At 37.2% G+C, this 11,799-nt stretch carries 16 protein-coding genes, 1 tRNA gene and 1 riboswitch; of the genes, 11 read left to right on the top strand and 6 right to left on the bottom strand.

What is annotated here, in order from left to right:
- Positions 1-3: 3 nt before the first annotated feature.
- Positions 4-1,089: a TRAP transporter substrate-binding protein gene (locus AOC29_RS09930; RefSeq protein ID WP_215295829.1), complete on the bottom strand. Its 1,086-nt coding sequence runs from the start codon at positions 1,087-1,089 to the stop codon at positions 4-6.
- A 331-nt stretch (positions 1,090-1,420) separates the two neighbouring features.
- Here AOC29_RS09930 and AOC29_RS09925 point away from each other — a divergent pair, with 331 nt between their 5' ends.
- A complete protein-coding gene (locus tag AOC29_RS09925; RefSeq protein WP_215295828.1) occupies positions 1,421-3,091 on the top strand; it encodes an MFS transporter in 1,671 nt (556 codons plus the stop codon).
- A 64-nt stretch (positions 3,092-3,155) separates the two neighbouring features.
- Here AOC29_RS09925 and AOC29_RS09920 read toward each other — a convergent pair whose 3' ends face one another.
- Both AOC29_RS09920 and AOC29_RS09915 read right to left on the bottom strand, forming a co-directional pair.
- Positions 3,156-3,767, bottom strand: a complete 612-nt coding sequence (locus tag AOC29_RS09920) for an MOSC domain-containing protein (protein WP_215295827.1) — start codon at positions 3,765-3,767, stop codon at positions 3,156-3,158.
- A gap of 16 nt (positions 3,768-3,783) precedes the next feature.
- Positions 3,784-4,104 (bottom strand): DUF6150 family protein, encoded by a 321-nt coding sequence (locus tag AOC29_RS09915; protein ID WP_215295826.1) that lies wholly within the window; start codon positions 4,102-4,104, stop codon positions 3,784-3,786.
- A 277-nt stretch (positions 4,105-4,381) separates the two neighbouring features.
- Here AOC29_RS09915 and AOC29_RS09910 point away from each other — a divergent pair, with 277 nt between their 5' ends.
- A complete protein-coding gene (locus tag AOC29_RS09910; protein WP_251369989.1) occupies positions 4,382-4,951 on the top strand; it encodes an SRPBCC family protein in 570 nt (189 codons plus the stop codon).
- A gap of 14 nt (positions 4,952-4,965) precedes the next feature.
- On the opposite strand, the gene AOC29_RS09905 is transcribed toward AOC29_RS09910, so the two are convergent.
- Positions 4,966-5,355: a hypothetical protein gene (locus tag AOC29_RS09905; RefSeq protein WP_215295825.1), complete on the bottom strand. Its 390-nt coding sequence runs from the start codon at positions 5,353-5,355 to the stop codon at positions 4,966-4,968.
- 190 nt (positions 5,356-5,545) lie between these two features.
- Between AOC29_RS09905 and AOC29_RS09900 the strand changes: the two genes are divergently transcribed.
- Positions 5,546-5,622 (top strand) — tRNA-Met (locus AOC29_RS09900).
- 222 nt (positions 5,623-5,844) lie between these two features.
- On the top strand, positions 5,845-6,426 hold the full coding sequence (locus AOC29_RS09895; RefSeq protein WP_215295824.1) for a recombinase family protein: 582 nt from the start codon (positions 5,845-5,847) through the stop codon (positions 6,424-6,426).
- Here the strand turns inward: AOC29_RS09895 and AOC29_RS09890 are convergent.
- Entirely contained in the window at positions 6,411-6,764 is a 354-nt protein-coding gene (locus tag AOC29_RS09890) for a hypothetical protein (RefSeq protein ID WP_215295823.1), read from the bottom strand. The two genes, AOC29_RS09895 and AOC29_RS09890, sit on opposite strands and share 16 nt — an antisense overlap.
- Positions 6,765-6,766: 2 nt before the next feature.
- Positions 6,767-7,048: a hypothetical protein gene (locus AOC29_RS09885; RefSeq protein WP_215295822.1), complete on the bottom strand. Its 282-nt coding sequence runs from the start codon at positions 7,046-7,048 to the stop codon at positions 6,767-6,769.
- Between the two features lie 356 nt (positions 7,049-7,404).
- On the opposite strand from AOC29_RS09885, the gene AOC29_RS09880 reads away from it, so the two are divergent.
- The 7 genes from AOC29_RS09880 to AOC29_RS09850 all read left to right on the top strand — a co-directional run bounded on the left by AOC29_RS09880 (position 7,405) and on the right by AOC29_RS09850 (position 10,934).
- Entirely contained in the window at positions 7,405-7,863 is a 459-nt protein-coding gene (locus AOC29_RS09880) for a hypothetical protein (RefSeq protein WP_215295821.1), read from the top strand.
- A gap of 48 nt (positions 7,864-7,911) precedes the next feature.
- Positions 7,912-8,011, top strand: a riboswitch (SAM-I-IV-variant riboswitch).
- A 336-nt stretch (positions 8,012-8,347) separates the two neighbouring features.
- Positions 8,348-8,653 carry a hypothetical protein gene (locus AOC29_RS09875; protein ID WP_215295820.1) on the top strand — a complete coding sequence of 102 codons (306 nt, stop codon included), beginning with the start codon at positions 8,348-8,350 and terminating at the stop codon, positions 8,651-8,653.
- Positions 8,650-9,102, top strand: coding sequence for a hypothetical protein (locus AOC29_RS09870; protein ID WP_215295819.1), 453 nt, complete (start codon positions 8,650-8,652; stop codon positions 9,100-9,102). The genes AOC29_RS09875 and AOC29_RS09870 overlap by 4 nt, the downstream gene beginning before the upstream one ends.
- 7 nt (positions 9,103-9,109) lie before the next feature.
- Positions 9,110-9,535: a hypothetical protein gene (locus tag AOC29_RS09865; RefSeq protein ID WP_215295818.1), complete on the top strand. Its 426-nt coding sequence runs from the start codon at positions 9,110-9,112 to the stop codon at positions 9,533-9,535.
- Positions 9,536-9,574: 39 nt separating this feature from the next.
- A complete protein-coding gene (locus AOC29_RS09860; RefSeq protein ID WP_215295817.1) occupies positions 9,575-9,997 on the top strand; it encodes a hypothetical protein in 423 nt (140 codons plus the stop codon).
- Positions 9,994-10,560: a hypothetical protein gene (locus tag AOC29_RS09855; RefSeq protein WP_215295816.1), complete on the top strand. Its 567-nt coding sequence runs from the start codon at positions 9,994-9,996 to the stop codon at positions 10,558-10,560. Before AOC29_RS09860 ends, AOC29_RS09855 begins: the two co-directional genes overlap by 4 nt.
- Complete coding sequence (locus tag AOC29_RS09850) at positions 10,557-10,934, top strand: hypothetical protein (protein WP_215295815.1); 378 nt, start codon at positions 10,557-10,559, stop codon at positions 10,932-10,934. Before AOC29_RS09855 ends, AOC29_RS09850 begins: the two co-directional genes overlap by 4 nt.
- The last annotated feature ends 865 nt before the right edge of the window (positions 10,935-11,799 follow it).

The raw sequence follows: 11,799 nt of genomic DNA, 5'->3' as shown, positions 1-11,799 counted from the left end.
TCCTTATTTGACTGGATTAGTCAACATGAAGCTCATGAGTGTTTGCTCAGCAACCTTATTCCACAGCATTTGATCGTTGCGGAATTTTTTCCAAGGTTCGTAAATCTTCTTGAATGATGGATTCTTGGCTGCTTCTTCTTCATACATTTCGAATGCCGCATTGGATGCCGCTTTCATAATGTCTGTTGAATAAGATTGCAGCTTCACACCATTCTTAATTAAGCTTTGCAAAGCGATTGGGTTTTTGTAGTCGTACTCGGCCATCATGTCAATGTTGCACTCCGCACATGCTGAGGCCAAAGCTTCTTGATATTGCTTAGGTAACTTTTCCCATTCTTTGATGTTGACATACATGGAGTACATCGAACAAGCTTCCCACCATCCTGGGTAGTAGTAGTAAGGAGCAATTTTGTAAAAGCCTAGTTTTTCATCGTCGTAAGGACCAACCCACTCAGCCGCATCAATCACACCCTTTTCAAGCGCTGGATAAATATCGCCACCGGCAATCTGTTGTGGAATTGCGCCTAAGCGGGACATCACTTCGCCACCGAGACCAGCAATACGCATCTTCAGACCTTTTAAGTCAGCAACAGTCTTCACTGGTTTTTTAAACCATCCACCCATTTGAGTACCGGTGTTACCTGCTGGAAAAGAAATAATGTTGTAGTCACGCAAGAACTCGCGTTGGAGTTTTAAGCCACCACCCCAATACATCCAAGCATTTTGTTGGCGCTGATTCATACCAAATGGAACGGTCGTATCAAAAGCGAACGTTTTGTTTTTGCCTACAAAGTAGTAGCCGGCAGTATGAGTACATTCCACGGTGCCCTGTTGTACGGCATCAACCGTACCGAAGGCTGGGACGATTTCACCTGCACCAAAAATACGAATTTGGAATTTGCCATCGGTCAGTGCGGCTACTCGCTTGGAGATAAATTCACCACCACCGTAAATGGTGTCTAGGCTTTTAGGAAAGCTAGAGGCGCAGCGCCACTTCACTTCTGGCATAGATTGTGCAATGGCGGGTGCAGCCAATACTCCAGCAGCAGCGCCGATTGCTGTTTTACCTAGAAAGTCACGTCTTTTCATTTGAAATGCTCCTTATGTAATATTTTTGGCGGCATATTGAGCTATGCCTTTTTAATAACTTCAGAGACTATTAAATCGAAGTGCAATTAGACAAATTCTGGGTGCTGCACTTGGTTTTTCGAATATGCACCTTGATTGGGCAACTTGCTATGAAATAGTGCAAATCCATGATGTCATCATGGATTAAGTGTATTGCATTAAATATGCAGTTTTCGGGAATACCCCGACTGAATTTCATGAGTAATTACCCTAAGTGTTGGATTTCTTTGAATTTTTTTAAGGATAATCGACGAGTTGTTTTTTTATTTCTATAAATAGTTAGGAGCTACTGATGTCAACATCAACTAAAGCAGCCCCAATGACCGCTGCAGAGCGCAAAGTTATTTTTGCTTCCTCCTTAGGTACGGTTTTTGAGTGGTATGACTTTTACCTTTACGGTTCTTTGGCTGCCGTTATTGCCAAGCAGTTCTTCTCAGGATTAGATGCTGGCTCTGCCTTCATTTTTGCCTTGTTAGCTTTTGCCGCTGGTTTCATCGTGCGTCCATTTGGCGCATTGGTGTTTGGCCGCTTAGGCGATTTGATTGGCCGTAAGTACACCTTCTTGGTCACTATTATGCTTATGGGTGGCGCAACCTTCATCGTGGGTATTCTGCCTAACTATGCATCTATCGGTGTTGCTGCCCCAGTCATCTTGATTGCATTGCGTATGCTGCAAGGTTTGGCCTTAGGTGGTGAGTACGGTGGTGCTGCTACTTATGTTGCAGAGCATGCCCCTCATGGTAAGCGCGGTGCATATACAGCTTGGATTCAGACAACCGCTACTCTGGGTTTGTTCCTCTCCTTGCTTGTGATTTTGTTTACACGTGAATTCACTGGTCCAGACTTTGAGGTTTGGGGCTGGCGCGTTCCTTTCATTGCTTCTATCGCTTTGTTGGCAATTTCTGTATGGATTCGTTTGTCCATGAATGAATCACCAGCTTTCAAGAAGATGAAAGATGAAGGTAAGTTGTCTAAAGCACCTTTGACAGAATCATTTGGTCAATGGAAGAACTTGAAGATTGTGATCTTGGCATTGTTTGGTCTAGTTGCAGGTCAAGCAGTGGTTTGGTACACAGGCCAGTTCTATGCTTTGTTCTACCTCACCCAAGTGATGAAGGTAGATGCTAAAACTGCGAACTTGTTGATTGCTGCTTCGTTGGTTATCGGCACACCATTCTTCGTAGTATTTGGCGCCTTGTCTGACAAGATTGGCCGTAAAGTGATCATCATGGGCGGCTTGTTATTGGCGATCATTACTTACATTCCAAATACGCCAGTTTCAGTATTTAATGCCTTGACTCACTTCTCCAACCCACAGTTAGAGAAGGCAATGGCAACTGCACCAGCTTCTATTACGGTTGATCCAACTGAATGTACCTTCCAGTTCAACCCAACCGGCACTGCGAAGTTCACAAGCTCTTGCGATATTGCAAAACAAGTGATGGCTTCAAACTCTGCTAGCTATACCACCTTTGCCGGTGCTGCTGGTAGTACAGCGATTGTGAAGATTGGTGATACTGAAATCACTGGCTACTCCTCCAAGGGCATGGCTCCAGCAGATGCAAAGGCCAAAGATGCAGAGTTCAAGAAAGAAATTCGTGATGCATTGAATGCTGCCGGCTACCCTGCTAAAGCTAACCCAGCTGAGGTTAACCATGTTGCGGTATTGGCCTTGTTAGTATTTTTGGTGATTTTGGTAACCATGGTTTATGGCCCAATCGCAGCGATGCTCGTTGAGATGTTCCCAACTCGTATTCGCTACACCTCGATGTCCTTGCCATACCACATTGGTAACGGTTGGTTCGGTGGCTTGTTGCCAACGATCTCCTTCGCCTTGGTTGCGCAGAACGGTAATATTTACTACGGTCTCTGGTATCCAATCATCATCGCTACGATGACATTGGTAATCGGTGTACTTTTTGTTAAAGAAACCAAAGATGTAGATATCTATGCACGTGACTAATTAGATGTAAAGCATCTTTAGTTTGTAGTATCTAAAAGCCCGATCACAAAATGATCGGGCTTTTTTATTCCCACAAATCTTTTTGATTGCGATTGTTTAGTAACTTTTGATTTTGTTGAGCAATTGAAATATCTCTTGCTCCAGGAACAAGAGTAATCTGTGCTCCGGCAGCCAAGATGCCAGTCTTGATGACTCTGAGATACCAGCCACTAAAGCCCGACTGGAGCATCGCTTTACTAGCACCTTTATAGCCCACTGCTGCATTGAACTTAAAGCAGGGTTCACGCAGTTTGACTACAGAAAATTCTAGATCGCCAATCAGTAATGTATCGCCAACGTAGACCTCGCTCTCGAGCAAACCTTCGATAGTGAAGTTTTCTCCGATAGCTCCATGCTGGAGAGCAACTTCTTTTTTAGTTTCACGACTGAGTAATTCGTTCCAAAAAGCATAATGCTCTGCAGGATAAACATAGATGGCTTTTTCAATGCCACCATGCACATTCAAGTCAGCCTGCTCATCACTCTGTACTCCAAGAGTAGTAATTTCAACTGAAATGGGATTTTGTAAATTACTAATACTCTTCTTATGAATTGCCGAAGCGACTGATTTGTAATCGGGGTGGTGATTGCCGAATAAAGGCAAAACTTTTCCTGCTGAAATTGAAATGAGTTTCATACTTTAAGTTTCTTTGTTAGTAACGGCAGCGTGCATCACTTGTGTATTTCGTAAAATACACAATAAGGTCGGCATCAGATTTGTATTGGGTGTAATAGATAGTGGCTCGCGCATCACTTTTATACTTTGTATAAAACCATACCCCTGGTTCCTTGTCGCTGGAGTATTGGGTTACGTAGACAATGCAGTTCGCTTCAGACGGGTACTTTGTAACAAAGACCTTAGCGTTGGCTTCTGATGGATAGTTAGCAATGAAGATTTGGGCTGCAGAAGCGCCAAGAGGCATCAAAACACTCAAGAACACTAAGACAAGCCGTTTTTGGAAATCTCTTTTCATGCATCTATATTACGATTTCTTAGAAGCGTAGCTGCAGATTAGAGTAACTGAGCTATTTCTTAGAAAAAGGGTGCCAAGATCGATTCTTTAGAGCAAACTCATTGCACTTTAAGCCTCATAATGCACTCTTATTTTTGAGGATCGAATATGACAGCTATTGACTAGATTCATAAACTTGTCATATGAACAGCGGAGCATCTAGGCACCCTCAATATCTAAGTCAAGAGAGAACATGTCAGGTCAAAATCCTGCCTTTACAATTTGGTATGACAATTAAATGATGAAATGGATTGTTTGCCTATTCTTATTTATCAGCGCACTGCATAGTCATGCACAAGAAAATGCGAATCCATATGATGTGCAAGTAAGTGTCATTTCAGAAGATGGCTACTTCAAAATTCAAGCTAGTTATGCAGTGCCAATCGATATCTGTGCTGCCTATGCTTTTATTACTGACTATGAGGGGGCCAAGAGTATTCCTGGGATTGTTGAATCGAAAGTGATATCGCGGACTCGTAATAAGGTACGTGTTCAAAGGTTAATTAGAGAGCAGATACTCTTTTTTCCGGTTGAAATGAAATCACTCATGGAATACACAGAGACCCCAAATAAACTGATTACTTTTGAGCAGCTAAGCGGTGATAACAAACAATATCGAGGGTCTTGGAGGCTTAGCGAGGGAAGAGATAAGACGCTTTTTAGGTATGAAGCGATTGTGGAGCCGCACTCCATCATTCCATCCCTGGTGATTGAGTATTTCGTGAGAAATAGTATTCGTAGCCGATTCGAATTGATGGCACAAAGAGCAGCGCAAGCGAAGTTTACTGAATACTTTGCTTGTAACTAAGCTACGTCATTCTTTTAATTCAGGATCGGCTTTTCGCATCTACCAATAAATTCTGCTCGAGCAATAGTGCGTTCGTTAGGGTTTATCTTTTCACCAATAGACCAAGTGGCATCAATTTCGGCAAATGAATGCGTACTTGTATTGTAAATAATACGTTTACGCTGCCTTGCCCCGTTGGACTCTTTGATCAAATTGCAGCTAATGATGTTGGATTGCTGGGTACACTCATAATTATCGATTTTGTAATCTTTAATCTTGTAGGTTCGCGTCACCTGAGGTGTAACAATTTCTTTTTTAGCTTCCGTCTTAATAACGGCGCCGTAACAGCTTAGCATGAGGTTGTCAGGTTTTTGCGAACAAGCAACTAGTGCGCTAACAAAGATTAGTGTTACCAATAGTTTCACAACAACCCCTTTATATTTTTTATAACTATAAGTGATTTCTTCCCCCCCCCCGCTACTTTTAGGTCCCGATCGCTTTTAAATAGAGGTTAGATGAGGTTTGCGTAAGGTAGCGGCGAAACTAATCAGCGTCATCAGCACAGTCAGCTTCATTTAGACAGCACCCCTTCTATTGTTTTATAATCACCAGTTCGGCGAATTAGCTCAGCTGGTTAGAGCGACGGAATCATAATCCGCAGGTCCGGGGTTCAAATCCCTGATTCGCCACCATTTTTCCTTTAGGATCAATGACTTACAGAGATATTTGATTTTAAAGAAATGTAAAAGTATCTAAGTAGTGAGTTAGATACTTTTTTCATGACTCAACAAGAAACCCGTAGATTCAATGTCTACGGGTTTTTTCTTTTTGTTCACACTAAGAACTGGTTGATTTTTCCTCCGTACCTCCTACCCTCCACCGTTCCAAAAACAGGTTCAGAAAGGGTTTAAATCATGTCAAAACGAGTTTGTATCTATGTTCGTGTATCTACCACCAAACAGACTGTAGAGAACCAAATACAGGTTCTCAGAGAGTATTCAGATAGATGTGGGTACCAAGTGACACAAATCTACTCAGATAACGGTATATCGGGTTCTAAGGGACGTCAGGATCGTCCTGGACTGGATCAGATGTTGAAAGACGGGGTTCAACGGAAGTTTGAGATGGTTCTAGTCTGGTCTGTGGATAGATTGGGACGTTCAGTCAGTCATTTAGTAGAAGTTATGAATGAACTTAATGAACTCAAAATTGACTTGTATTTCAATCAACAAAGTATTGATACATCTACTTCGTCAGGAAGGATGATTTTCGGGATATTTGGATGTATCTCAGAAATGGAACGTTCATTGATTTCTGAAAGAGTAACTGCGGGTCTACAACGTGCGGTCAGTCAAGGAAAGAAACTCGGACGTCCAACAAAGATGAACGAAGGAATGAAATCTGCGGTGAAGTTGTTAAGAGAGAAGGGTATGGGTATCAAACAAATCTCTAAACAACTTCAAATTGGAGTGGGTACTGTTTACTCGGTACTTTGAGGTTGTTCTACAAAACCTTTTCTAATCCACTTAAATACTCTGAATGAAATAAATCCAAAAATCCAAAAAAAAGAAAGTGGAAGTATAGAGAACACTAAGGTTTGTTCAAGTAATCCACCTGAAGATTTTTTTGATTCATCAGTTTTATCAACTGCGTAGTCCCAACATTCTTTAAATTGGTTTACAGACTTATTAGAAATTTCACATGAACTACGATAAAGATTAAAAATCTCATTATTTCTCTGGTTGTAATCCCTAACACCATAAAGATAAGATGAAATAAAAAAAACGAAAGATAGAACGATCCAAATTCTCATCCAACCAGATAATTTTTTCATAATTAAAATTTATTTTCTTTTACTTTTTCACATTTACCAACATATGACTTCTGTTCGACTAAATTTATAAGTGAGTGAGAGTTAAACTTTTTGTAATTCACAACACCTGATAATCTGTCAAAACTAAGAGATTCAGTCATTTTTTGGGTAGGTTTGTTTATATCAACGGAACAAACTATCTTTTCTTTATCCCAATGTAAACACTCAAAACCATCAAGTTTCTTATTTTTGAAAATAAAAGTAATAGTTTCATTCTTTTTTTCATTTCCCTTACGACCATCCATAGTCCCTTCCCACTCAGAATTGACATTACAGATAAGTGTGAATGTGTCTGAATCAAATTTTGAACAAGAAAATGTCAAAAAAGAGATTGAGAGTAATAGAAATAATCTATTCATTTCTTCGGTAATCTTCCACCAGACTTCAAACACTCATCTAGTGTCTTAAATGGAGTGAAGTTCTTAGTCTGTTGATAGTAGGTACTTCCTGGTTTATGACAAATACCTGATTTACTGAGTTTTACAGGTTCAGATTGACTAAAAACACTCGTAGAAATGAATATTGTTGAAAGTAACAAAATAGTGGTAGATTTCATAAACATTAATGTACAACAGAAAATAAAATAAATGGAGACAGATAAGTGAAAAATTTTCTTTTCATAATTACTTTAATAATTTCACAAACAGTGTTTTGTCAAACAAAGATAGATCCAGTGTCTGTTTCTATTAAAAGAATACAAAATTCAAAACAATTTGATGCGATTGAATATCAATATGTTGGTAGTAGATGTGGTGCTCTCAACAACACAATGGGTGCTGCTTTTGAAACGATGTCTGATAACAAAGAATTACCAAAAATATATTATCAAGACGGAAATTTGTTCTATTCTGTTGGTATGTATCTAGGGAAGAAGGAAAAACAGAGTCAATCATTTCAAGATAATCAATACATGATGTTTGTGAAGATGTATACACAAGATATAAAAGAAAACATTGAAAAAAATAATAAAATTTCAGACTTCATTTGGAGTGAAGTTAAATCATGTGAATCAATAAAAAATGAGTTCCAAATACTTGATAAAAAACTATCATCTAAATGAATAATTAGATTAATAACTTGACAAATCGTTATGAAAGTCAGTACAATTAATCAACATCAAGAGTTTGACTACAGTCACACCAACCTACGACTCAAGTAAGGTGGTAAAAAACGATGAGGTTCTTTATAGAACAAACATTGAGTGACTAGACCCACCTTCTTGGTGGGTTTTTTATTGGTGATTTATTCCACTTGTCTACCCAAAGTGACTAAAAGGATTTGTATGAATTTAAGTATTGTTGACATCACACCTCTACCGTCATATTTGTCTCCAATAACCAAGAGACCACCGAGTACTAAGGAATTTAACTATAAGTCGATTGTGATTGAGGATGATGGTAAATACTATTACTGGTCAAGAGGAGTAAGTATTAATCTCTCAAGAGAAGAATATGAACAAGTTCGACAGAATCCCAAACTGTACTATTCGTCAACTTCATTTAATTTACACGAACGAGTAAATCAAGTCTTAGAAGAGGGTAATCATGGTTAGTAGATACATAGAACCAGAACTTACAAATCATAAGATTCTGTACAAGGGAAAAAGATACTGGGTCTTTGAAATTTCTAAAGAGAATCCCTTTGAAAATATGGAAGATGTTTGTTCAATCATTGTTTTTGATAAGTTATGTGGTGGAATCGCTGGGTACTGTAACTACAAAGATGATGGAACTATTGTTGGTGACATACCTTATTCACAACAATCAATTGATATAGAAGGTAAGGACGGTAGAGAAATCGCTGGTCTAGTTGACTACTGGACAAAATGGATCGAAAGAACAGAAAAATGAATGACAAGTTAGATAACTTACATAATTTTCTGAGGGGTAATGTAGTGTCACCGTCTACATCAAAAGTCATCACACTTTTTGATTTTGAGTTTGATTGGGAGGAATTTAAGGGAAGTTTTAGTCTGAAATTGGACTCAGATGTGATGAAAGAAAGGTTCGATTTTCGAGTAGAAATTGATGGTAAATATGAAATTTCACCACCTTTTCATATCTCTCCGATGGGTGTTCCTGGGAGTTATCCAAAAATCGAATTAACTGAAGAAACTACATATAGAATTAATAAACTTATCAATGATTTCTTTCCTAATTTAAAACCCTTGGGATTAGATAAATCTACTGGATTGATGATTGATAGAAATACGTCAATGAACGATAGGGTCGTTGATGTAGGGGAAGTAATTTCGAAGATGAAAGAAGTATGGGTAGGTGGATTTCAACTCTGTAATTAGGTGAGTAATGTCAAATATAAATAACGAAAAATCAACAATTGATGAAATGTTAGAGGTTAATGAGAGAGTAATTAACTTATTAATATTTACTTTAGGAACGATACATATGTTGTCGTTCTTTTCCTTAATTTATCTTGTTTTTTGTAAACTTATATTTGTTCCATTCTCACCTAAGTGGGGTTTTATATACAAGATTGGTACTGAGGTTTCGGAATTACCTCTTGGACTTTTTCTTCTAATGATATTTTTAACTTTTATTGGATATTTGATTGTCTTTGGTTTTCTATCATTAATTATTGGGATTTATCAAAAAATAAAATTACTCAACGAAAATCTCTTATCAATTGCTTTTGACACAAATGTAAATTTACGTGCTTTACTGATTTCAGATTCTCAAACTAGAAAAGTCAGTCGTTTTAGAAAAAACTATTAAACACGATTAAAAATGACCTTCTCTACTCTAGAACACTATATGACGGAAGTTAAGTCAAATATTGAACTTTGTTTCGGTTTACCCTCAACTGAAAAGTGTGAAAAGAACGTTAACGACATATGTATTCGTTATGGTTATACATACGAAGAAGTAAGAATTATTGAGTTCAGAGCAATGTTTGAGACACTTATGAAATTTCGTAATGACGAAGGTTCCACGTTTACGGAACTATTTTTTATTAGTGTTCTTGGTGAAAGGGTTACAGGTCCAACGGTAACTTATGGAACCTACGATCTGAATGGTAATACCTATCCAAAATTGATATATCACGGTGAGTACTTAGAAAAAGTGAATACAAACGGACGAATCTTTATAAACGATGAAATCATCAATAAAGTGGGTCAACATATGGAGTCTTTATTTGAGTTTGAGTTTGTAGAATCACGAAGAGTAAAACAATGAAAAAATTACTTCTTTTAGTCTTAGTATTTTTTTATAGTTTTGTTCAAGGTTCTGAGATTCAGGACTACGATTTTCATCTTTCACCATCAAATATAAAATGGGTTAGAACTGATCCACCAAAGGATATTACTGATAGTAAGGTTTATAAGGACTGGGTAAAAGAATTACCTAGTGAAAATCCACCAATTAGATGGAGTCGAGTTCACATCACATCGAAAGATTCAGTTGAAATAATTCTTCAGGAAGGTGTTGGTGGTTCTGGGGGTTTGAACACTATAGTTCTTCAACAGAACGGTACTTCGTGGAAGAAGTTGGTAGATATTTTTGGTGGATTTATATTTTTTCCTGTACCAAGTAAGTCAAATACCTTAGTTGTGTATGAACGAATGGGATACAAGTATAGGAATGTTGAATATAAGTTATTTGGTAATTCGTATAAAGAAGTTTCTGTTAGAGAAATTCCAACTGAAGTTACGGATAGAAATGGACAAGATGTTATGTTTTATTATTTCTGGTACATGAATAACGGGTTGATACCAGAGAAAAAGAGCAGTAATAAATGAAAAACATAAATCTTTTGGTATTGCTATCAACTTTTTTGATTCTTGTTGGTTGTGGTGTTGAGTCAAAAATTACCGAAAAAGAATATATTTGCGGAACCAATGATTCCAATTATTCACCAGGGTTTAAACGGTCATTATTTTTTAAATTTGATTCATCTGATTCAAAACAAAAAAAGTTTCCAGTGAAATCAAATAGTCAATTAAAGTTCTCCACTTATGATCTACCAATACTTTGTAGTGTTTCAGGTAATAGTGTGACATTTGGTGAAACTTCTTGTGATCAAGGGTTGAAAATTCAGTTTGATCCTATCAGTGGTTCATTGGTTTATTGGAATCAAGGACCTATTATTTGGAACTGTCAATTAATTCAATAAACAACTGTTTATTGAAACTTAAAGTACTAGTTAAAAGTCCATCTCCCAGATACAAAAAAAGTATATTTCCCAAGCACCTTAATTGAACCTTCTTGATTGACTTAAATTATGGAATTTTTACTAAAAAATTATTTAAAACTACTCAGAATTATTTTTTTTATAATTCTTACTTTAAGTTTAACTGTTGGATCTTTTTACCTTTCATCTGTTGTTTGGGTTTGTATTAAGAGTATTTACTATCAAAACACAATTTTTCTTAATGATAACGATTTCAAGTTGGTGGGGTACGGATTCTTAATTTACACACTATTTTTTGGTCTATATGTTGTCCTACAAAAACTAAACCTGAACTTTTCAAAAATATTTACCTATTCCTTTTATATTGGTTCAATTGGTGGGGTTTGGTTTCTTCAGTTGATGGTGACTGAATTTATGTTTAGAGAACAAAAACTTCAACTTATTTTGGGTTATCTGTTTATTCCATTGCTATCACTAGCAACTTTCTTAGTTATGAAAATTAAAAAAGGTTGAGAAAGTGAGTCTTGTGAGTACGTTTAAACAACCTAAGAAGTCCTTAACAGACCTTCTTGAAGATAAGATTGTAATTACAGGTAAAGAAGTGATTCACAATCTCAAGGAATCAGAGAAACGTAAGAAAGAGTTTAAAGAGTCTGTCGAGGATGAGTTGAGGAATAGGAGGGGGTAATGTTTTTTAAAAGAGTTACAAATGCATTGTTATTATTTCTTTTGGTACTTTTTTTCATTGTTGGATATCAACCAGGAACCGAATTTGTCACAATTTTAGTCTACGTCATCCTTTTTTCAATAGTCGGTATATTTATTGTTAACTATATTGTGTTGGGTA

Source organism: Polynucleobacter sp. JS-JIR-5-A7, assembly GCF_018687935.1.
GTDB lineage: Bacteria > Pseudomonadota > Gammaproteobacteria > Burkholderiales > Burkholderiaceae > Polynucleobacter.
The sequence above is the reverse complement of the archived record's forward strand: the minus strand, read 5'-3'. Positions and strand labels throughout refer to the sequence as shown.

Excerpts from the sequence above, each read along its gene's own strand:
- AOC29_RS09930 (WP_215295829.1), bottom strand. The coding sequence starts at position 1,089 with ATGAAAAGACGTGACTTTCTAGGTAAAACAGCAATCGGCGCTGCTGCT.
- AOC29_RS09915 (WP_215295826.1), bottom strand. The coding sequence starts at position 4,104 with ATGAAAAGAGATTTCCAAAAACGGCTTGTCTTAGTGTTCTTGAGTGTT.
- AOC29_RS09890 (WP_215295823.1), bottom strand. The coding sequence starts at position 6,764 with ATGAAAAAATTATCTGGTTGGATGAGAATTTGGATCGTTCTATCTTTC.
- AOC29_RS09895 (WP_215295824.1), top strand. The coding sequence starts at position 5,845 with ATGTCAAAACGAGTTTGTATCTATGTTCGTGTATCTACCACCAAACAG.
- AOC29_RS09850 (WP_215295815.1), top strand. The coding sequence starts at position 10,557 with ATGAAAAACATAAATCTTTTGGTATTGCTATCAACTTTTTTGATTCTT.
- AOC29_RS09920 (WP_215295827.1), bottom strand. The coding sequence starts at position 3,767 with ATGAAACTCATTTCAATTTCAGCAGGAAAAGTTTTGCCTTTATTCGGC.
- AOC29_RS09910 (WP_251369989.1), top strand. The coding sequence starts at position 4,382 with ATGATGAAATGGATTGTTTGCCTATTCTTATTTATCAGCGCACTGCAT.
- AOC29_RS09855 (WP_215295816.1), top strand. The coding sequence starts at position 9,994 with ATGAAAAAATTACTTCTTTTAGTCTTAGTATTTTTTTATAGTTTTGTT.
- AOC29_RS09865 (WP_215295818.1), top strand. The coding sequence starts at position 9,110 with ATGTCAAATATAAATAACGAAAAATCAACAATTGATGAAATGTTAGAG.
- AOC29_RS09875 (WP_215295820.1), top strand. The coding sequence starts at position 8,348 with ATGGTTAGTAGATACATAGAACCAGAACTTACAAATCATAAGATTCTG.
- AOC29_RS09885 (WP_215295822.1), bottom strand. The coding sequence starts at position 7,048 with ATGGATGGTCGTAAGGGAAATGAAAAAAAGAATGAAACTATTACTTTT.
- AOC29_RS09925 (WP_215295828.1), top strand. The coding sequence starts at position 1,421 with ATGTCAACATCAACTAAAGCAGCCCCAATGACCGCTGCAGAGCGCAAA.
- AOC29_RS09860 (WP_215295817.1), top strand. The coding sequence starts at position 9,575 with ATGACGGAAGTTAAGTCAAATATTGAACTTTGTTTCGGTTTACCCTCA.
- AOC29_RS09870 (WP_215295819.1), top strand. The coding sequence starts at position 8,650 with ATGAATGACAAGTTAGATAACTTACATAATTTTCTGAGGGGTAATGTA.